The organism is Massilioclostridium coli, assembly GCF_900095865.1.
Lineage (GTDB): Bacteria > Bacillota > Clostridia > Oscillospirales > Ruminococcaceae > Massilioclostridium > Massilioclostridium facile.
Genome location: NZ_FMIZ01000006.1, coordinates 580,133 through 603,513, shown reverse-complemented (window position 1 = coordinate 603,513; position 23,381 = coordinate 580,133). Strand labels below are relative to the sequence as shown.

At 39.5% G+C, this 23,381-nt stretch carries 11 protein-coding genes and 1 other annotated feature; of the genes, 6 read left to right on the top strand and 5 right to left on the bottom strand.

Annotation, left to right across the window (positions count from 1 at the left end):
• Window positions 1–253: 253 nt before the first annotated feature.
• Entirely contained in the window at window positions 254–1,279 is a 1,026-nt protein-coding gene (locus tag BQ2683_RS04855; protein WP_069987678.1) for an AraC family transcriptional regulator, read from the bottom strand.
• Window positions 1,280–1,483: 204 nt separating this feature from the next.
• On the opposite strand from BQ2683_RS04855, the gene BQ2683_RS04850 reads away from it, so the two are divergent.
• Both BQ2683_RS04850 and BQ2683_RS13895 read left to right on the top strand, forming a co-directional pair.
• Window positions 1,484–5,662 carry a glycosyl hydrolase gene (locus BQ2683_RS04850; RefSeq protein WP_069987676.1) on the top strand — a complete coding sequence of 1,393 codons (4,179 nt, stop codon included), beginning with the start codon at window positions 1,484–1,486 and terminating at the stop codon, window positions 5,660–5,662.
• A gap of 130 nt (window positions 5,663–5,792) precedes the next feature.
• A complete protein-coding gene (locus BQ2683_RS13895) occupies window positions 5,793–8,960 on the top strand; it encodes a glycosyl hydrolase (RefSeq protein WP_076939118.1) in 3,168 nt (1,055 codons plus the stop codon).
• Window positions 8,961–9,825: 865 nt separating this feature from the next.
• On the opposite strand, the gene pheT is transcribed toward BQ2683_RS13895, so the two are convergent.
• Both pheT and pheS read right to left on the bottom strand, forming a co-directional pair.
• Window positions 9,826–12,198 (bottom strand): phenylalanine--tRNA ligase subunit beta, encoded by a 2,373-nt coding sequence (pheT, locus tag BQ2683_RS04840; RefSeq protein WP_069987672.1) that lies wholly within the window; start codon window positions 12,196–12,198, stop codon window positions 9,826–9,828.
• 49 nt (window positions 12,199–12,247) lie between these two features.
• A complete protein-coding gene (pheS, locus tag BQ2683_RS04835; protein WP_069987669.1) occupies window positions 12,248–13,267 on the bottom strand; it encodes a phenylalanine--tRNA ligase subunit alpha in 1,020 nt (339 codons plus the stop codon).
• Window positions 13,268–13,352: 85 nt separating this feature from the next.
• Window positions 13,353–13,581 (bottom strand) — a binding site (T-box leader).
• 216 nt (window positions 13,582–13,797) lie between these two features.
• On the opposite strand from pheS, the gene BQ2683_RS04830 reads away from it, so the two are divergent.
• From BQ2683_RS04830 to BQ2683_RS04820, 3 genes are all read left to right on the top strand, one after another.
• On the top strand, window positions 13,798–14,373 hold the full coding sequence (locus tag BQ2683_RS04830; RefSeq protein WP_069987667.1) for a hypothetical protein: 576 nt from the start codon (window positions 13,798–13,800) through the stop codon (window positions 14,371–14,373).
• A 12-nt stretch (window positions 14,374–14,385) separates the two neighbouring features.
• Entirely contained in the window at window positions 14,386–14,844 is a 459-nt protein-coding gene (locus BQ2683_RS04825; protein ID WP_069987665.1) for an S-ribosylhomocysteine lyase, read from the top strand.
• Window positions 14,845–15,044: 200 nt separating this feature from the next.
• Window positions 15,045–16,790, top strand: a complete 1,746-nt coding sequence (locus BQ2683_RS04820; RefSeq protein WP_069987663.1) for a peptidoglycan DD-metalloendopeptidase family protein — start codon at window positions 15,045–15,047, stop codon at window positions 16,788–16,790.
• Between the two features lie 159 nt (window positions 16,791–16,949).
• On the opposite strand, the gene BQ2683_RS04815 is transcribed toward BQ2683_RS04820, so the two are convergent.
• A complete protein-coding gene (locus BQ2683_RS04815; protein WP_159427353.1) occupies window positions 16,950–18,035 on the bottom strand; it encodes an AraC family transcriptional regulator in 1,086 nt (361 codons plus the stop codon).
• Window positions 18,036–18,245: 210 nt separating this feature from the next.
• On the opposite strand from BQ2683_RS04815, the gene BQ2683_RS04810 reads away from it, so the two are divergent.
• Window positions 18,246–22,178, top strand: a complete 3,933-nt coding sequence (locus tag BQ2683_RS04810) for a family 78 glycoside hydrolase catalytic domain (protein WP_069987658.1) — start codon at window positions 18,246–18,248, stop codon at window positions 22,176–22,178.
• A 69-nt stretch (window positions 22,179–22,247) separates the two neighbouring features.
• Here the strand turns inward: BQ2683_RS04810 and BQ2683_RS04805 are convergent, their stop codons facing one another.
• Window positions 22,248–23,381: a YbjQ family protein gene (locus BQ2683_RS04805; protein ID WP_069987655.1), complete on the bottom strand. Its 1,134-nt coding sequence runs from the start codon at window positions 23,379–23,381 to the stop codon at window positions 22,248–22,250.

Below are 23,381 nucleotides of genomic sequence, written 5' to 3'. Positions count from 1 at the left end.
GTTCTATTAGAGCAGGGGGTATGTTTGCTGTATATGATTAAAATTTTTTGGTTCTATTGGAGATTATAAAATAAAAAAGATGTTATGTACAAGGAAAGATAGTGATTTTTTATCACGAAAGTAGAGGCAGTAACTTATATTGTATTTTTATAAAATATTTTTCATATAGTTACAGGTTACATGATCTATATTGCTTTTATTTGATATAGATAAGAAGTATTTATATTCCTTTATCCGGGGTTCGAAATCTGTCTTATTGGAATTCATAAGGAAAATGTTCCAAATTGGTACTGGTGTGAATTCTTTTCCGATACTCAGATGGTGTCATTTGGTATTGTTTTTGGAACACACGGTAAAAGTAGCTTCGATTCGAGTATCCTACTTCTTCCACAATATCTGCAATAGAAAGGTCAGTCTGTTTTAAAAGCTGACAGGCATGACTTAGTTTAAACCCTTGTACAATATCAGAAAACCCTTTTCCCGTATATTTTTTCAGCAAGCTGGGTAAATACTTTGGATGATAATTAAAGTGTTCTGATACCGATTGTACGGTTACTGTTTTATAATTTTCCGCAAGGTAAGCAATAATATTGGAGAGGTTTGCTTTTGAAAATTCTTTACGGCTAGTATCCTCCAACTGTTTTTGATAACCTCGGGTCAATTCTACAAATAAACAGGATAATAAAGATTCTACTACGCTTTGTTGATATAAAGCAGTATGAAAATATTCGGTTAAAATTCGTTTTAAATATTCCTGTATTGTCGTTTGATTTAAATATTGTTGAGAAAACACCAAATAGTTTTTCTCCTGCTTTTTTTGGAACAATGAGTCTACAAAAAAATTGGCCAATAACTGGTTGTCCAAAATTAGGTTCATAAAAGATTTTTCAAACAAATCATTGGTCATCAAAATATTTAAGGCGAGGGCATTTTCCCCGATGGTAACAGGGGTGTGGATGGCATCTGGGTTCATCAGACAAAAATCTCCCTGTTCCAGATCTATTTTGATACGGTCCACCTGGTTCTTCATTCTTCCCCGATAGACATAGATCAACTCAAAAAAACTATGCTTGTGCGCAACCTGGATTTTATTAAATTCCGGAATATGGAGGTTGATCCCAATATCGTTTAGTTTGAAGTATTTTCCCATGGATTCTTTATTGATCCTCCATCTTGCATGGGGATTTTTCAATTCTTCCGGCTGAAATGGCTTCAGTTTTTCCCGGTCAGGGTTTCTTTGCTGGTGGAGCATTGTATCCATGATTTTATCCAATTCCATAAAAAATCCTCCTTCCCTCCATTCTTTATTATAATAAAAATTGTTGTAAAAATCAATCTATTAAATAAAATAACTGGATATAGTGTACAATTTATTGAGGTTTACCTTACATTACGATACTGACAATATTGTTCCATTCTATTATACTAAAAATATCATAAATACAATGATTTTTTATTAGTAATAGAAAAAGGAGGATCTATTATGAAAAAATCTCATAAACTGTTGGCAGCAGTTCTGTCGGCAACTATGCTGTTATCTGCAACAGCGACCGTTCTGCCAGCCAATGCGACACAAGCGGATTCCAATTCGGCTATCTCTTATTTTAAGAATCCGGATTACACCGCGAAACCAATGGCAAGGATGTGGTTCCCCGATGCGACCGCTGGAATTGATGACAACGATGTTATTGAAAAACAAATCAATTCTTTGGCAGAAGCAGGGTTTGGTGGCGTTGAAATCGCCATGCTTTCCGACTCTACTAGTTATACCAATGACCAGGCGGAATACTGTGGATGGGGTTCTGATTCCTGGGTAAAATTACTGAAAAAAGTTTACAAAGCGGCAAACGCTATTGAAGGTGGTTTTGTTGTTGACCTGACGATTACCGCACACTGGCCACCATGCGTGAACACCATTGACCCCAACGACCCTCAAACTTCCAAACAAACAGCAGTATCCTTTACCCCTGTTACCGCGGAAGATATCCAAAATGGTTCTGTTGAACTAAAATTACCGGAAACCAAAACAACAGACGGCAAGAACGCTCATTTTATTTTTACCGATACGTTGGTTTCTACCAACCTGGCAAAAGTGGTTTCCGTAACAGATAAAGAAGAAAAAGGAACTCCTTATACAGGATATAACCTGGATTTCTCCAGCTTAAAAGGGATGGATGCTTCCGAAATTGAAGGAAAAACAACACCAGCAGGTATTCCAGACAAAGCGTATGCGGAATCCCAAGGCTGGGACTATCAGGAGACCCTGGATGCTTTCGGCCCAGAACAGGCGGACCCAAATGAAACAGCAAAAGTGGACGCCGATGGAAACAGAAAACGTATGGCAGATGAACAGCACTACTATCAGGCAGATTTATCTGGACTCACTGCGGATGATGTAAGCGATGGGGATTATGTGCTGGTTTCTGTTTATTACCGTGGTACTGGACAGTTGTTTAACGGTGGTTCTTCTGTAGTAATGCACAACAGATGCTATGTAATGGATTTCTTTAATGACGATGGCATCAATGCGATTACAGACTATTGGGATAACTATATCTTAAATGATACCGAGCTGGCGGCAATGATCCGTGAAAACGGCGGCAGCATTTTTGAGGATTCCATTGAAGCAAATAAAACTACCAACCTGTGGGCACCTGACCTGAAAGAAGAAATTGCCGCTTACTATGGAGAGAATTACCAATATCAGGATGTTATAGCAGCGGTTGTCGCCAGTGAACGCACCTATGGTGGATTTGGTGCAAGTGCTGATCCAAAAGATTTGGTTTATACCTATGACAATGAGGAAGAAAAAGAGTTAGGTGCCAGAATTGTTGAAGACTATAACGATATTATGGGGCATCTCTACGAAACACAACACTGTATTCCAGCGAATAAATGGGCAGAAAGCATTGGATGCAACTACCGTGCGCAAACTTATGATTTAACAGGTTTGGATATTGCAGGCGCAGCTTCCACTGTTACAATCCCTGAAGGGGATAATATGACCAAGGGAGATGGCTTACGCCAGTTATCCGCTTCCGCTAACTTGTACAATAAAAAATATTTGTCTATGGAAGCCATTACTGGAGCTAGTATTTATCAATTTAACTGGGAGGATATCCTATTCGAATTGACCGCAAACTTCTCCTGGGGGGTAAACAGAGCGATCTTCCACGGAAGTGCTTATTCAAAATCCATCAACGGATTTCATGCGGACTGGCCAGGTTGGGATCCATTTGGTGGTTCCTTTGGTGAACCATATACCTACCGTCAAGCCTATTGGGACGAAATGGATATGGTAACCGATTATGTGTCCCGTAACCAGGCATTGTTACAATATGCGAACCAGAAAGTTGATGTTGCCGTTGTACGCGATGGAACATTGGCGTTTAAAAACCCAAGTGGAAACTCCATGCAGGCACTGCTAGATCATGGCTATTCCTATAACATTATGAGCGAAGCACTGATCAATGGCGAAAATGCCCATGATGTACAAAATCAGATGATCTATCCGGATGGTCCTGGCTATAAAGCGTTGGTATTAAGCGAAGTTTCCACCATCTCTGTAGAATCAATGGAAACTATTCTGGATTATGCAAAAGCTGGTATACCAATTATTTCTTACTCCAGCAATCCTTCCAAAGTATATGGGACAGAAAAATCAGACAATATGGATGCAAAAGTACAGGAATTATATCAAGAACTGTTAACTTTTGACAATGTAAAAGAAACTTCCAATAAAGATGAAATTCCCGAAATTTTAAAATCCTTGGGCGTTACCGGCTATGCCAACTATAGCATCCCAAAACTGGAAACCACCATGTATCAGGATACCACTGACGGAACCAACTACTACTACATGTTTAACGATGTTTCCACTTTCCAGGGTATGTTGACCGCAGGTTCTTCTAAAATATACAAAACTGGGGAATATGGGGAAGCTATTCAAGATGCTATTGTAACCTTAGAAGGTTCTGGTACCCCATATATGTTAGATGCTATGACCGGGGAAATCACACAAATTGGAGAATACACTGACAATGGCGATGGTACCATCACCCTCTGCCTGGATAATCTGGATCCAGGAGCATCTACCATCATCGCAATTACCAATAATACAACCGACTTCCCTGCTCCATCTGACTATGTAACAGATGTAAATGCGGACAATGGTGATTACGAAATCGCACGTGATGTGGATCATAATGCGGTATTCCGCTCCAACACAGCGGGCAGTTACCAAGTTAGCTTGTCCGATGGTACAACAAAGGATGTTACCATTGATAAATCCGGTGAGGTATTGGATTTAAGCGATGCGAAATGGAATTTGACCATCGACAGTTATGGCCCAAAATATAAGGACGCAAGTAGTATGGTAGACCCAGAAACTGGAATCCAAACCGTAGATCCTTCCGAAACAGAGATTATTACCGTTGATTTTGGAGAACAAAACCTAGTGAACTGGGCAGATATCCAGGCAACGGAAGAACAGCTGGCTACTTTAGGCGTTGCTTCTATGGATAATGTATCAGGACGTGGATACTATACCACTACATTTGATTGGGATGGTTCCAAAGCAAACCTGTGGATGTCCTATGGTAATGACCAGATTACTGGTATTACCATCAACGGCCAGGAAATTGATGTCATTAATAATCTGACAGATACGGTTGATTTAGGAAAATATTTAATAGAAGGCTCCAATACTTTAACCATCGAACTCACTACTACCTTGAACAAACGTGCACGGGTAGAAAGCGATGTTTTTGCTGGCGGCGGTGGTGGCCCTAGCTTTGGTGGCGAGCCAATTACCGATAATGGATTGGTAAGTGCAATATTGACCCCATATACCGAAGTTGTTTTGGCTGATCAGGAACAAGCGGACAAAGGTATCCTGAACGCAGTAATTGCATACGCAAATGCCGCAAAAGAAAGTGGCGAATATGATAATGCCATCGAAAGTGTACAAAAATCCTTTGATGAAGCGTTGACAAATGCAAAAGCAGTAGCAGAAAATGATGCAGCAACTCAAGAAGAAGTGGATGCAGCATGGAAAACCTTGCTAAATGAAATCCATAAATTAGGATTTGTAGCAGGCGATAAAACAGAATTAGCAAGCTTGATCGCAGCAGCAGAAGAAATCGACCTGAGCAAGTATGTAGAAGCAGGTCAAGCGGAATTCACCGCAGCATTGGAAGCAGCTCAGAGCGTATACAAAGACGGAGACGCAATGCAGGCAGAAATTAACGAAGTAGCAGATAAGCTGTTAAACGCGATGTTGAACCTGAGATACAAAGCAGATAAATCTATCCTGGAAGAAGTAGTAGCAAAAGCAAATCAGATAGATGCGAACGCATACACAGCAGAAAGCTACGCAGTACTGGAAGCGGCATTAAAAGATGCGAATGCGGTATTAGCAAATGAAAATGCAACCCAGGAAGAAGTAGACGTAGCAGTACAATCTGTGCAGGCTGCAATGGATAGTTTAGTAGCAGTAGAAGGAACAGAAACACCATCTGATAACAATGCTACTCAGACTGGACAGGAAAGCACAACAACAAAAGCAAACGCAGCGAAAACAGGGGACTTTGCCCCAATCGCAGGCATTGCAGTATTGGCAGTAGCAGGTGCAGCAATCCTGATTACTCGTAAGAAAAAATAATATTGTAAAACTTCTTTTTCTCTTTTCTATCATTCATGCGCATATAGTTCATGCGCTGCTATAAAAATATCCCGCGGAATCAAGTTCCGCGGGATATTTTTATACTATTAACTACTTTGACAAAACAGGTGTGAATGCTTTAATTGACTATTGGCAGCAACATGTTTTGGATGAAGAGATGCAAAGCTACATAAAACAGGTGGATGAAGCGGACTTCTACATGGATTCTCTAGAACTTCGCCCAAGGGGAACCAACACAACAGGCCAATTATGGTGTACGGATTACATTGAGCAATTTGAAACCAGAAGAGGCTATGATCCATCCCTCTACCTTCCATTTATGATTTTACGGGAAGGCTCCAAAGCTGGGAACGATAAAGGTAACCTACGCTACCAATACGAACTGGCTGGAGATGAAGATTGTGACTTTACTGACCGCATTCGTAACGATATGTATCAAACCGATACAGATTTGTACCGTGAAAACTGCTTACAGCCACTGGAACAATGGCTGGATTCTTTTGGAATGAACCTGCGTGCGGAGAACTCTTATGGTTCTATGTTGGAAATTTCCCAGCCAATTAAAGATTTGGATTTTGTTGAAACCGAATCCTTTGAAATGGGAGTAGAACCAGAATTGTTCCGTGGTATGTCTGGTGCAGCTCATCTTTATAATAAACGTTACTCCTCTGAAACCGGCGCAATGTATTATCAAAACTATTACAATAACAATAATTACCTGCGTCAAATTTACTATACTCAATATGCTTCCGGTATTCAAAAAGTTGTAACCCATGGATATTCCTCTGAATATGGACCAGAACAAAACTGCTCTTGGCCAGGATACGAAGGTATGATGCCAAGGTTCTCCGAACGTATTAACAAACGCCAACCATGGTCCATGGATTATAATGAACTAAATACCCATTTAAACCGTGTCCAAAAAGTGTTGGAACAAGGCGTTCCTCAAATGGATTTGGCTATTTTGAGAAATGACTACTTCTTTAACTGTGGCCTATTAAGAAATGATGGTTCCAAAGACTATATCAACAATGATTTCCATCAGCATAAAGGTATTTACTGGCAGGATACGACCTTACAAGATGCAGGTTATACCTATGATTACTTCTCCCCATACTTGCTGCAAGATCAAGATATCACATGTAGCGACGGCTTAATCCAAGCGGATGGAGTTGGTTACCAAGCAATTGTGGTATATCAAGAAGAAATGCCTTATGAAAGCGCCAAAGTTCTATTGCAATGGGCACAAAGTGGTTTACCTGTCATCCTGGTAGACGGCCCAAGCACCGAATTTGTACGGAACTCTGACCAAACAGGCAGAGTATATAAATACAATGATGGCGCAGCGATCACAACCGGTTCTAATGATGGATTAGATGAAGAAATGGTTGCTGTTATGGATCAGATCCGTCAATTGGACAATGTAAAATGTATTGGCTCTGTAGAAGAAGCTTACGATGCGTTGGCGGAATTAAACGTAAAACCTCGTTCCGAAAACGTGGAAATCAACCAGAATATCGTTCCAGTAATGAGAAAATCTGAAGATGCAACCTATTTATTCCTCTATAACTACATGTATGAAGATACTGAAAATTATGTTGGACAGGTTTCAGTAGATGGTATATATGCCCCTTATGTACTGGATACCTGGACAGGTGAAGTCAATGAAGTAGTGGACTACTCTTATGAAGATGGCAGAACAATCCTAAATGTGGATATCGCTCCAGGTGAAGTGATGATTTTCGCATTAAACCCTGATGTAGAAGACCCAACCGAAAAAACAATTGTAAACAAAGACAATGTTTATAAACTTTCCGTAGAAGACGGTCAAACTGTTATGAATGTCAGTGAAAGTGGACCAGCTACTATTACCTATAGTGATGGCTCGACTTTTGAAACAAATGTAGAAGCTTTGGATGACATTAATCTGGATAAATGGAATCTGACTGTAGAATCCTGGGAGCCAGGTGATAAATTAACCCGTACAGAAGATAGAGGTTTCGGTTATACCACAACTGAAGTTACTTATAGCACGAATAAAGTAGAAAAGAACGCAGGCGAATTAAGCGAACTGAAACCATGGAAAGATATTGAAGCAGTAGGGGAAGATGTATCCGGTGTTGGACACTACACTACAACCTTTACCTTACCAGAAAATTGGTCCAGTGAGAACCAGTCCATTGAATTCAACGCAGAGTCCTTTAATAATGGAACAGCAGCACTATTTGTAAACGATCAACAAGTTGGATTAAATATGGATGGTCGTGATGCAAATATCAGTCAATACTGTGTTCCTGGAGAAAACAAAATTGAAGTACGAGTTACTTCCAGCTTAAGAAACATCATGCGCAAATTGGATTATGCTGGATGGAAAGATAAAGATTCCTGGTTAAATGATGTACAGCCAGATGACTATGGCTTAACAGGTGAAGTAAAATTGGTTACTATGACAAAAGTTCCAGTAACTGAAACACAAAGTAATAAATCCATTTTAAATTCTGTCATTACTTATGCGGAAAATGCAAAAGCCAGTGGAGAATATGATAACGCCATCGAAAGTGTGCAAAAATCCTTTGACGCGGCATTGGAAAATGCGAAGGCAGTAGCAAACAATGTAGGAGCAACCCAGGAAGAAGTGGATGCAGCATGGCAAACACTGCTGAATGAAATCCATAAATTAGGATTTATCGCAGGGGATAAGACAGAATTAACAAGCTTAATCGCAGCAGCGGAAGAAATTAACGGAGAATTAGACCGTTATGTAGAAGCTGGCAAATCGGAATTCATCGCAGCATTGAAAGCAGCCCAAGGGGTATGCCAAGATGGGGATGCCATGCAGGCAGAAATCAATGAAGTAGCGGATGACTTGTTAAACGCAATGTTAAACCTGAGATACAAAGCAGATAAATCTATCCTAGAAGAAGTAGTAGCAGAAGCAGACAAAGTAAATGCAAACGCATATACAGCGGAAAGCTATGCAGTACTGACAGCAGCAGTAAAAGACGCAAAAGCAGTATTGGAAAATGAAAATGCAACTCAGGAGGAAGTAGACGTAGCAGTAACAAACGTACAGAGTGCAATGAATGGTTTAGTAGCAGTAAATGGAACAGTTGAAACACCAAGCGAAAACAATCCTTCAACAGCTACCCAAACTGGGCACACAACTACAACAACCAAAGCGACCGCAGCAAAAACAGGAGATTTTGCTCCAATTGCAGGATTAGCCGCCATTGTTGTAGCTGGTGCAACCGTATATTGTACCCGTAGGAAAAAATAATAGCGTTCTTATCCTTTCCTATATTTTTAAAACAAGGCAATCTATTAAATAGATTGCCTTGTTTTTTAGTGTATTTAGACGTGAAAAAAACTTGGTTTTACCAGGGATGAAAAAGAGTAATGCAACAATTATAACGGCGAGCTTTATGCTAGTCGAAAAGTCAAAGAATATACAAAAAATAGCGAATTAAAAAGTACTATTTTTGCCCTATTTATGATGTAACGTAATAATGAGTTAAACCAGTAATAGCCAGTCTTTTAGGGGTCGTGCAAGTTACCAGTTCAACCGGTGGTTTTGAATTTTGTAAATGATTAGACCAATCCTATTTTATATCAAAATAGGATTTTATTTTAGATTTAAGTTTAGTAATTTTTTAGTAGAAACGATTTTATTTTACCTATACACTCTTATGACTGTAATATAGCCTCATAAGCACCTACATCAATATCCTATGGATGTACTAAATTTTTGTATTATTGTCCCTACAGTTTATAAACCTGTAACTATCATTCTAACAGAAGTTTTCTTTTCATATATTACATTCCTTGATACTTCAAGCGAAAGCTTTTTATGGGATTCCACTAGTAGGGCTGTTAATTTGTAGAACTGATAAAAATTTCTTCAAATAAGGTTCAAGGCGAACTGCCAATAAAACTCATACCCATATTTTTTCGCTCTGTTCTTCCTATCAATTTACTAATTTACTATCTGTAAATCACTTATCTTTCTCATTTCATATTTTATCAAAGTTTTCTTTTAAATATTCTTTTTTATAAAATATAGCATTAATAGTTTACTTTTCATAAACAAAGAAGCACCGGTTTTTTCAAGCAAAAACTGGTGCTTCTTTTATAATACAATATTGTTATCTCAAAACAACATTGATTTTTTCTAGATTTTTCAGTACCTTTTTGATAGCGTTGTCCGCTTCCTCATCATTTAATGTATGGTCATGGGAACGCATTACTAGAGAGAAGGAAACAGATTTTTTACCTTCTCCGATTTGTTCACCACGGAAAATATCAAACAGTTCCAATTGCTCCAAAATCTTGCCTACAGAGGATTTGATTACTTTTTCGATCTCAATCACTGGCAATTCTTCTTCGCAAACAAGGCTTAAATCACGGGTGCTTGCTGGGAATTTTGGCAATGGATGATAGGTAGCCTCCTCGGATTGTGCTGCAAACAAAGCCTGCATATCAAAGTTTGCCACATATGCTTTCGTTCCAATTCCATAATTGTTTAATACCGCTGGATGGATTTCTCCCAATACACCCAATTCCACACCATCTTTCAGGATGGTAGCGCAGCGTCCACTATGGAATGGAATTGCATCTTCTGTAACTGCAATGTCCCAATCTTTGATATTCAAACGATCCAACAACAATTCCACCATACCTTTTAAGGTGTAGAAATCACTGTTACCACCGTATAAGCCGATGACAATTTTATTCAACTCATCTGGCTGAACATCTTTTCCCTTTGGCAGATAAACAGTAGCAATTTCATACATCCAAGCCTGTGGGTTACGGTTGTTGTAGTTGCGAGACAAAACTTCCAACATGGAAGGGATTGCTGTGGTACGCATTACGCTGGTATCTTCCCCTAATGGATTGGAAATGGTAACAGATTCACGCAATTGACTATCTTTTGGAAGATTGATTTTATCGTAATATTTGGGGCTGATAAACGAATAGGTTGCAATTTCATTGCATCCCAAAGCGCGGATAATTTCCCCTGTTTTCTTTTCAAACTGCTGTTCAGGAGTCAGACTTGCTTCCGCAACTCCACGGATAACTGTAGTTGGAATATTGTTATAACCGTAAATCCGGGCAATTTCCTCCGCAATATCCGCTTTGTGTTCAATATCAATTCGGAAAGCAGGTACCTCAATTTGATCTCCATTCACTTTAAAGGAAAGGCTTTCCAAAATTTTTACCATTTCTTCTCTGGTCAATTGAATTCCCAAGAACTGGTTGGTCCACTCTGGCTCAAAAGTAACTGTTTTTGGAGTTGGGTCAAAGTAAGCTTTGTCAATGGTTCCATCTACAACTTCCCCGCAGCCCAGAATATTTACCAATTCGCATGCACGCATGATAGCATCCTCACAATTGCGGGCATCCAAACCTTTTTCAAACCGGGCGGAAGATTCTGTACGGATTCCTAACGCTTTGGCTGTGGTTCGAACAGAAGCCCCATCAAACATAGCGGATTCAAATACAACAGTTGTGGTGTCGTCCATAATACCACTGTATTCCCCTCCCATAACGCCTGCAACGCCAATTGGTTTTTTGCTATCGCAGATGACCAGCATTTCAGGAGTTAATCTGTGTTCTGCTCCTTCCAGTGTCGTGATGACCTCCCCTTCTCTTGCGGTGCGGATGTGGATGGAATGGTCTTCTACAAACCGTAGGTCAAATGCATGCATTGGCTGGCCATATTCCAGCATCACATAGTTGGTAATATCCACCAAGTTATTGATAGGACGCACGCCACTTGCACGTAAACGTTCCCTCATCCAACGTGGAGATGGCCCAATTTTTACGTTTTTCACCATTTTGGCCATATATCTGGTACAGAGGTCGGTATTTTCCACTGTTACATTCAATTCATCATTAATATCACCACCACAGGATTTTACTTCTGGTTTGTTCCAATGTAATGGTGTTTGAAATGTTGCTGCTGCTTCTCTTGCCAAACCTAAAACGGACAAACAGTCTGCACGGTTGGAGGTAATTTCAAATTCTACACAGGTGTCGTTTAATCCAATTGCTTCCCGGATATCCTGGCCAATCTGGCAATCTTCCTGCAATACAAAAATACCATCCTCAATGGCATAAGGGAAATCGTTCTTGGTTAGTTTTAATTCCCCTAAAGAACACATCATCCCCTGGCTCAATACGCCACGGAGTTTTCCTTTTTTAATTTTTTTACCCCCTGGCAGGATTGCACCATCCAAGCAAACTGGCACCAAATCTCCTACAGTTAAATTGGTGGCACCTGTTACAATCTGGATTGGTTCTGGCTGGCCAACTTCCATCTGACAAACCACCAGTTTATCCGCATCTGGGTGTTTTTCAATGGATAATACTTTTCCTACTACAACTTTGGAGATTTCTTCCCCTTCTATTTCATAGCCTTCTACTTTGGAGCCGGACATAGTCATCGCTTCGGAGAATTCCCTTGGGGTTACGTCTACATCCACATAGTCAGAAAGCCATTTCATGGACAAATTCATTACGATCTTCCTCCTATTTCGGAATTATTTTGATTTAAATTGGTTTCCATTAGAACTGAGTTAAAAAACGCATATCGTTTTCAAAGAACATACGCAGGTCGTCAATATTGTAGCGGCGCATTACCACACGTTCCAGGCCCATACCAAACGCAAATCCGCTGTATTCTTCTGGGTCAATCCCACAGTTCTGCAATACTTTTGGGTGAACCATACCACAACCAAGGATTTCAATCCAGCCTTCCCCTTTACACAAGCGGCAGCCTTCCCCCTTACAAGAGAAACACTGAACATCCAGTTCAGCGGATGGTTCTGTAAATGGAAAATGGTGTGGACGGAACCGGACAACCGATTCTTCCCCATATAATTTTTTCACGAAAATCTCCAGAGTCCCTTTCAAATCAGCCATGGTAACGTTTTTATCCACAACCAAGCCTTCAATTTGATGGAATAATGGGGAGTGGGTTGCATCCACCGCATCCGCACGGTATACACGACCTGGTGCAATCACACGAATTGGAGGCTTCTTGTTTTCCATCACACGAATTTGTACAGGGGATGTTTGGGTTCTCAACAGAATATTATCTGTAATGTAGAAAGTGTCCTGGGTATCCCGTGCTGGATGGTTTTTTGGCAGGTTCAATGCCTCAAAGTTATAGTAGTCGGTTTCTACCTCTGGACCTGCTGCAATATCAAACCCCATTCCTAAAAAGATATCTTTAATTTCATCCAAAACAGCGGTTAACGGATGCTTTTTCCCCATTTGAAATTTTTGTCCTGGCAGGGTAACATCAATTTTTTCTGCTTTTAACTGGCGTTCCATCTCCGCTTGTTTGATTTCAGCCATACGGGTTGTGATATCCTGCTCAATATCCCCACGAATCTGGTTTGCCAATTGTCCAATAACGGGGCGTTCTTCTGGGGAGAGTTTTCCCATTTGTTTTAAAATAGAAGTCAGCTCACCTTTTTTGCCTAGGAATTTTACTCTTATGGCATCCAATTCCTTCAGGTCTGTACAGGCATGCAGTGCTTGTTCCGCTGTAGCTTTAATCTGTTCCAGCGCTTGTTTCATCGTATTTGCCTCCTCGATTTATTTTGATTTACTTTCCTAAAATTGTGTTTCCACAAACTCATACAACAAAAAAGGCTCCATCCCTATAAGGGACGAAGCCATTGGTTCCGTGTTACCACCCTGATTCCCAGCTCAAAATAGCCAGGCACTCAACACCTTTAACGGGGGCAAACCGTCACTGCCTACTCAAGTTCAACAGAGCCACTCACGGGGGAAATTCGGAAATCAGGCATGTGGTTTGCTTACAGACGGTGGCAAACCTCTCTGATGCCATGCGGTTCTGATTCTTACTAAAACCCGGTCTATGTGTTTGTGAAAACAAAAACTTATTTTAATAGTACATTGATAGGTACCATTAATGAAAACAATATTATTAAAATTAATTCTATTTTTTTATTATAACAAGATTCTCCTGTAAAGGCAAGAGATTTCTATTGTACTAATAAAAAAATTATGCTAAAATATTGTATAAACTGCCATAATGTCAGAAAAAATCCTTTTTATAAGAATATCTATATGGAGGAATGAAAATGGACTATATCCACCAAACAGTAAAACGGGAAGTAACCAAAAAAGAGAAACGTCAGCAAACCCTTTTGGTTTTTATTTGTATTTTTATTTTTGGATGCATTTTCTTTTTTGCCTCTAAAATGGGGATATTCTCAATTATTGGATATATTGTAGCAATTGCCGTGGTTTACTATGCCTGCAAAGTAGTAGGTAAGACCAAACAGGTTTATGATTATACCTTGGACGAAGGCAGATTTACTGTTCTGTTAACAGCGCAGCGGAAACAAGACAGAATGTTTGTCCGTCCAGTACATGATTTTCTTTCTTATACAAATAAAGATGGAATTAATCTAGAAAAATCCAACTACGAACAGGTTTTATATGCTACAAAACATCCCGATTATAAGAACAATAAATATATCTGTTTCCGTTCCCGTAGCACTGGGAAACCCAGCTTATTGGTCATTTCCCCGGATGAAACAATGGACCGAGCAATATTGGACTGCCTACACCAACAAGACCAAACAGAGCAAATCGAAAAAATAGTAGAACAACATACAAAGACAGAAGAATCTACGGAACAAACCGAAAGATAGGAGGAACCTATTATGAAAAAAATTGCCAGCTTTACTGTTGATCACACCAAACTGGGGATTGGTATGTATATCTCTCGTATAGATGGTGACATTGTCACCTATGATGTCCGGATGGTAAAACCCAATGGAGGGGTTTACCTTTCTAATCCATCTATGCATACAATAGAACATCTTTTTGCCACCTATGCACGCAACACAGAACATGCTGACCATGTGGTTTATGTAGGGCCAATGGGGTGCCGTACTGGGTTCTATTTTATTACCCGTAATCTACCTCACGAAACCGCAATCGAAATTGTTCGTCAATCCATGGAGTTTGTCAAAGATTTTGAAGGGGAAATCCCAGGGGCAACAGAACCGGAATGTGGAAATTATCTGGAACATGATTTGCCTTCCGCCAAACGGGACGTTATCCAAATTTTAGAAAAATTAGAAAACTATTCCGTAGAACAACTGCAATATAACTGTTAATACGCACAAAATTATTTATTAAAACTAGTTAAGGCTACTAGAATACGCTGATATTTTGTAAACATTCTTTGTGTTGCAGTTGCATTTTTTCTAATTTATTGTATAATAGAAGTAAGCTTGTTACTAAATTGTAATAAGTTGTTACGGTTTAGAAATCTTTCTTTTGAAAACCGACAAATTTATTATGAGGAGAACTTATTATGGCACTTCACAACTGTAATGAGGCAGAAACGAAACTGCCGGCTGAAACAGATGAAGTTGAACAATTTAAAAAACAAATTACATTATCATCTATTTTTTCTTATATCGGAACTTATACCAGTTCTGCTGTAGTTCATTTTGGTCGTTTTATCAAGCGTCCTGTGTTTGCATGCGGCAGGTGGTTTAAAAGCTTTTTTATGGGATTTTGGCAAAGAGCAGGCCGTTTTGCGGAACGTGTGGCAAACGGTTTTGGTTCCCCATTCCGCAGTATCCACAACTTACATCAGGAATTGAAAGAAATTGAAGGTGTTGGCGCAAAAGGCCAGCGGACAAAACAAGTCCTAGCGCACCAAGTCCATTCCGGTCGAGTTACCTTTGGAAAATTTTTGAATGTGGTTGTCCCTGTTGTTGTTATTGTAGCATTTGGCTTTGTAGTGCATCACTTTACCAGCCAAGAATATGCAATTGCTGTTACCCACGATGGAGAAGTCGTTGCTTATATTGAAAAAGAAAGCGATTTTGATGAGGCGACAGATCTGATTGCCCAACAAATGGTATATGTAAATGACGAATCTGAATTTGACATCCAGCCAGAATTTTCTTTGACAAAAATTCACGAAAAAGAGGATTTAGTCAATTCGGCTGAATTAGCAAACAAACTGATTAGCTGTTCCTCTACGGATATTTCCACTGCAACAGGATTGTATATTGATAACCAGTTTTATGGTGCAACCACAAATTCCGCTAACTTGGAAACTACCCTGGAAAATATTTTGGTTGAATATCAGCAACAAACCGGTACAACCGATGCTTCCTTTGTAAGCCCGATTGTTTTAAAAACCGGATTATACTTACAGGATGCGATTGTACCAGAAGAAGATTTGTTAAATCTGGTTAATTCTGATGTTCAAAGCGAGCAAACCTACACTGTTGTCCCTGGTGATACTTTCACTACCATTGCACAAAAGACATCCGTCAGCATTGGAGAGATTAAGGCATTAAATCCAGAAATCCCAGAGGAAACCATCCAAATTGGACAACAAGTTAAAATCTCTAAGACCATTCCATTTTTAAGTGTAACCGCTACTAAACAGGTCGAATATGATGAAGAGGTACCATATCAATCCATCACTCAAGATGATGGGAATATGTATCAGGGTCAAACCTCTATTGCGCAGGCAGGTCAAAATGGAATTAACCATGTTACCGCATTGGTTCAGGTAGTAAACGGAGAAGAAGTGAGCAAAACTGTTACCAATACAGCGCAAGTATCCGCACCAGTAAATGAGATTAAATTGCAGGGGACAAAAGAACCAGTAAAAACTTCTGATAATAATAAAGTACTACCTGCTTCTACTGGTAGTGGAAGCTTATCTGGTGTAAATTTTGTACGTCCACTGAGTTCTGGTGTTGGTAAAGTAAGCCGTGGTGTTGGAAATGGTCACCATGGTATCGACTGGGCAGCTCCATCCGGTACTCCGATTTACGCGGCAGCCTCCGGTACTGTAATTTTAGCGAAATGGTATTCTGGTTATGGTTTGTGTGTCATTATTGACCATGGCAACGGTGTGCAAACATTGTATGGGCATCAATCCAGATTAGGGGTTAGTGCAGGTCAAACCGTAAGTGCCGGCCAACAAATTGGCTACGTTGGTACAACTGGTCAATCCACTGGTAACCATCTCCATTTTGAAATTCGTTCTAACGGAACAAAATTAGACCCATTTGATTATGTTCCTCGTTAATTAACTACAATAAACAATTCTAGATTCGATAACAGTATATTATTTTACCCTTTTGATGTTTCTTTTACATCAAAAGGGTTTTTCCTTTTTATAAAATTTTTCTTTTAAAATATTTGGAGCCGCCTTTTTGTATGTGTAAATTTCTATCATTTTTGATGATCACTCATATTCTTGGCAATAGGTTTTCCTATATTTTAAAATAGAAACGCCATAGACATTTCGGAAGAGCTTATCCAAATAATGCCGGTCGCTATACCCGACAATCTGGGGAATGCTCTCCAATGGAATATTGGGATCCTTTAATAAATTACATGCCTTTTGCAAACGGATTTCCTGTAAAATTTGAGAAAACTTCTTGTTGGTATACTTTTGCAGCAAATTGGATAAAGAACGAGGGGAGTAATAAAAATGTTCCGCCGTTTGCTGCAAACTAATATTGCGGTAATTCTGATCCAGATAGGTCAAAATCTCACTGATTGGAATTCCCTTTGATTCTTTACGGCTCTGCTCATCCGCCTGTTTTTGATACTGTTTCGCCAGCTCGTGGAACAGACAGACCATTAAAGAACGCATTAAACTATTATTGGTAATAGGAGCATTGTAATACGTAATAATCAATTTATAAAGATAAAATAACAGTTCTTCATTGGAACGGGTGGAAAATATCATACTGGTTTTACTGCTAACATTCCGCAAAGAGCCAAGAAAAAAGTTACTAAATATATTCTCGTCCGACATCATTTTAATCATAGTATCGTCAATCGCGGATTCCCGTATGATGATATTGAATACAATATCATGCTCGGAGGGCAGGGTACAAAAATGGGCTGCTTGCAGATTATATAAACAAAGTTCCCCAGCTTTAAATTCTCGTTCTACCCCATCAATGCTGGAAAAACAATGCCCCCGGTAAACATAAAACATTTCAAAATAATTATGGCTATGTAATGGTGCCCCTTTTTTCTTTTCCTGTTCTATGGATCTTAATGGTTTATATTTTTGAAAATCCATAAATACCCCAATCAAGGCATCTGATTTAATAAAACCGGTATCATTAAATTTTAAAAGCCCTGCTTGTTGCTCCTTGAAATACTTGTTCCACAGTTCTTCCTGTTTGGAGGGAGGCAATTTCAAAAATTTTTGCTTTGCCCTATTCCCTTTTTCCTGGGTCCATTTCATTTGTTCCCCTGTATCAAGTTGATATTGAACAATTTGCTCTACCTGCTGTTTGAGCAACTCCACCATAGAAAGCATCCCTATTTTCCTTCTTTCTGTTTACTTTAGTTTGATTATAACAAATCTCTCGGTTAGGCGCAATCCATAGTTTGCTGTTTATTGCCCAAAAACTTTCCGTTTATTGCCCAAATTGGTTGGACAAGCAAAGGATAAAATTGATAAAATAGAACTAAAGTGAAAAAACTTTTTATTTATTTTTATTGTAAAGGAGAAAAGTGTATGTCAAGAAAACTGAAGTACAAAGTGTTGGCATCGATTCTCGCTGTTTGTATGCTGACCTCTGCGATGGCAGTTACCACAACCGCGCAAACTGATTCGACATCCAGCACATCCATTGTTGATTTAACAACAGAATACCGTAACCAACCAATTGGGATTGATACTGATGCCCCACGGTTTAGCTGGAAGATGGATTCTAACTTAATTGGGCAAGAACAAACCGCTTACCAGGTAAACCTGTATCAAGGCGAGGCTTCTGGACAGCCTATTTGGACAACCGGAAAAGTAAAAGATGATTCTTCAGTTGCAATCCAATATGATGGGGAACCATTGCAACCAAAAACCGTATACTACTGGACGGTTACCATTTGGGATAGAAATGGAGAAACAACTACTTCCGAACCAACTAAATTTGAAACTGGTTTAGGGGAAGATGCCAACTGGGAAAAAGCAGCTTTCCTTTGTTTGGAAGAAAGTTCTTCTGCTCCGATCTTCCGTACAGAACAAACCTTAACCGGTAATAAAATTGCATCCGCACGGCTGTATATTACCTCTTTAGGCGCATATCAGGCATACATCAACGGAAAACAGGTGGGCAATGTCCAATCCGATGGTTCTATGACCTACAACCATATGAGCCCGGGTTATGGAAACACGGATGTTTCATTGACCTATCAAACCTATGATGTAACGGATTTAATTGACCAATCTAATGTTGCCCTTTCTGTATTAGCTGGTACTGGATGGTATGGCGGAATGGGTTCTACTACAGGAACACCTGCTGTAAAAGCAATGTTAGAAATCAGTTATCAAGATGGTTCTACCCAGGATATTCTGACCAATACCACTGATTGGAAAGCAACTCTGGATGGTGCGATTACTTTCAATAGTATTTGGGATGGAGAAACCTATGATGCCAACAAAGCGGTTGCCTTAGGGGATTATACGCAGGTTGGTTATGATGATTCCAATTGGTCTAGCTGCAATACCAGTAGTTATGACAAGCCAATTATCGCTTCCACTGGGGAACAGGGTAGTATCCTAGATGAACTGGAACAGCATCCAATTTCTGCTACCGTTTATACTGGAGCAAAAGAACAATCCTCCTATGAAGGTGGGGAAATCAACGTAAACAACTATTATGCTTATGAAAAATCCGACGATGCCCTCTACAATGATGGTGTAGATGTTACCATTGTAGAGAAAGACAAAGAAATCTTTGATGGTGGCATCTCCCTAAAAGCAGGGCAAACCATGGTGATTGACCTGGGCCAGAATATGGCAGCAATTCCAAATTTCGTATTCTCTGCTGACCAAGGTACTACCGTTACTATGCGCTTTGCGGAAATGTTAAACGATGGCAGCAAAGTATATAGTGGTGATTACAATACTGACTTGGAAATCGGTAACACAGACCCTGACGCCCTCTATTCTGGGGATGGTCCAAAAGGTTCTGTTTACCTAAAAAGTTTGCGTACTGCAAAAGCAGCCGCTACTTATACTTTTGCTGGACAAGGGAACGAAACCTATCAGCCAGCTATGACTTTCTTCGGTTACCGTTACATCTCTTTAACAGCAACTGATGATATTACGATTCAATCTGTCCGCAGCCGTGCAATTTCCTCTGTTTCCGACCAGACAGGTTTTATTGAAACCAATAATGCTGATGTAAACCAATTGATTAGCAACGCCAGATGGGGACAGTTGAGCAACTACTTTACCATCCCAACTGACTGCCCACAGCGTAACGAAAGGGAAGCTTGGACAGGAGATGCTCAAGTATTTAGCCAAACTGGATTATACAACTACGATTCTGTGGCGTTTTTGGAAACATTCCAAAATATGCTTTCTGATAATACCATGAAATCAGGGTTTCCTGGCGCAGTAGCTAGCAATAGCTTCTTCTCATATTTATGGGCAACTGGATGGAGCGATATCGAAATTATCCTTCCTTGGACATTATACTTACAAACTGGTGATGTTTCTATCCTAGAAGAAAACTGGGACGCTATGAGCAAGTATATGGATTATCTTATCTCCCATGAACGGGAACCATACGCTGGCCCAAAAGGCAGCTGGATGGCATTCGGAGATTGGTTGGCATTCCAAGGTACTAGTGTAGAACTTATGACAGATGCTTTCTATGGCTACGATACACAAATCATGGTTCAAGTAGCTGAAATTATGGGCGAAACTGAACTGGCAGCCAGCTATTCTGACCGTTTTGAAAACATCAAACAAACCTTTATTCAAAACCACGTGACTTTCAATGATGATGGCAGTATTACTGTAAATTCCGATGTTGGTACTGCTTCTTCTTCTGGTAAAGGTGGTGTGATGGAGCCAAACTCCCAGACTAGCTTGTTGTGGATGTTAAAACTTGGTTTCTACAATGATGACAATATGAAACAACAGTTAGAAAACTTATTAGTGGAAAACATTAAGAATGAAAACCCAGATCCAGACAGCGTTCGTGCTGGTTATACACAAAACACATTGGCGGTTGGTTTCTTAGGTTCCAATGTCATTACTCCAGTTTTAACTGATACAGGAAACGCAAATGTGGCTTACGACCTGTTATTACAAGACGAAATGCCATCCTGGTTGTTCCCAGTCAAACAGGGCGCAACTACCATTTGGGAAAGATGGAACTCCTATTCCAAAGAAGATGGATTTGGTCATCAGGAAATGAATTCCTTTAACCACTATTCTTATGGTTCCGTATTGGAATGGATGTACAAATACATGGTTGGTATTGCATCTGATACGAGCAATCCAGGATTCAAAAACGTGATCTTACAACCAACTCTTGACACTGGTGAACAATACAACGACCAATCCCGTATCAGCCAAGTATATGGCAGTTATGATTCTTATTATGGATTAATTGAAAGCAACTGGACTTCTGAACAAGGACAGCTGGCATCTTATGAAACCGTAGTACCAGCAAATACAACAGCAACCCTATACTTGCCAGTAAGTGGAGAAGCAGTAGCAGACTTTACAGCAATAGATGGTATTACTTATGTAGGCATGGAAGAACACAATGGCCAAATGACAGCAAAATTCAACTTGGAAGCAGGTGGCTACAACTTTTCACTGCAAGATGGTAAATTGGTAGCAAGCATTGCGGACGGTTATGTAATCCAAACCAATAAATCCATCTTAACTTCTGTTATCGAATATGCAGATGCAGCAAAAGCAAGCGGTGAATATGATAATGCCATCGAAAGTGTACAAAAATCCTTTGATGAAGCGTTGACAAATGCAAAATCAGTAGCAGAAAATGATGCAGCAACCCAGGAAGAAGTGGATGCAGCATGGAAAACCTTGCTAAACGAAATCCATAAGTTGGGATTTGTAGCAGGCGATAAAACAGAATTAGCAAGCTTAATTGCAGCAGCAGAAGAAATCGACCTGAGTAAGTATGTAGAAGCAGGTCAAGCGGAATTTACCACAGCATTGGAAGCAGCTCAGAGCGTATACAAAGACGGAGACGCAATGCAGGCAGAAATTAACGAAGTAGCGGATAAGCTGTTAAACGCAATGTTGAACCTGAGATACAAAGCAGATAAATCTATCCTGGAAGAAGTAGTAGCAAAAGCAAATCAGATAGATGCTAACGCATACACAGCGGAAAGCTATGCAGTACTGGAAGCGGCATTAAAAGATGCGAATGCAGTATTAGCAAATGAAAATGCAACTCAGGAAGAAGTAGATGCAGCAGTACAATCTGTGCAGGCTGCAATGGATAGTTTAGTAGCAGTAGAAGGAACAAAAACACCATCTGATAACAATGCTACTCAGACTGGACAGGAAAGCACAACAACAAAAGCAAATGCAGCGAAAACAGGGGATATTGCTCCAATTGCAGGCATCGCAGTATTGGCAGTAGCAGGTGCAGCAATCCTGATTACTCGCAAGAAAAAATAACCTCTTCTCTTTCTCTATTATAATACAATAGGCGGAACCAAATGGTTCCGCCTTATTTTATTCCATTTTCTAATGAGGTAGCTGTTGCTCTAAATACTGGATACAATCCCGCTTCATATTCCCAAACATCGCTTCGTTTGTAGCCATTTTTTCAATTTTCTCAATAATTTCGTCTGGAATTTCACCTTGATGACGTTTCAGTCCTTCCAAAATTTCTTTTGCACTTCCTAATGGTTGCACCTCATCTAAAATAGTATGGTAAAGGGAATATTTTTCGATTGTCTCTTGTGGGTCACCACAAATTGTTTCTCCTTTTTGGCGATGGCATAAACTACAATGATCCAATACCAGTGAATTTTGGTATCCACAAGCACAGGTCCATGTATCGTCTGTTTCAAATATCTCACTTACTGCGTCATCCCCGTATCTTTTCTTTAACTGGATCAAAGCTGTTACTGGGAATGATACTACTGTATTGGCATAAGCCGGTTTTCCAATTTCTTGTCCTTGCTTATATTTTTTTACATTGATATTTACTGATTCAATTGCTCTAAAATTGGAGATTGGAAGCTCAATGGGCATTCTTTCACTTTGATAAACCCCGATTGTTTTAGTAGATTGTTCTTGATCTATTTTAAAATCCGCTAAAATCATATCTGTCACTTTGTATTGGTCCCCTAATAAGGTATTAACCGATAGATCAAACTGCATGGCGGAAAGAAATTTAGGCGAATAGCTATATACCTGTAACTGCATGAGAGTGGGTTTCGAATCACTAATATAAAATCTTGCCTTACAAGGACGTATATCAATCGAAAAATTATAGTCCATTACCGGGCAATCCAATATTTTGGAGTATTCCTCTTTTATTTTGTCCTTTTCAATTTTTACCGCTGTACCATTTACAATAACGCTTATCAAATTATTCGCAAACATATTAAAGTCAATATCTACCCCAATAATTGCGTTAGCATGAGTATGTCTAGATACATTTTCCTTTAACGCTACAATTGCATCTCCTTCTACAATATCTAATTTATCACAAAACGCTTTATTATTAATACCAAGCACATCTGACCAATTCGCTTTTAATTCGCTAATAGGTCCTGTCCCTATTACAGCTTCCCCAGTAAATACACCATAATATTTTGTTATGTGATATCCTTCAAAATTAAATCCTGAAGTAAACATAATATCTTCCAC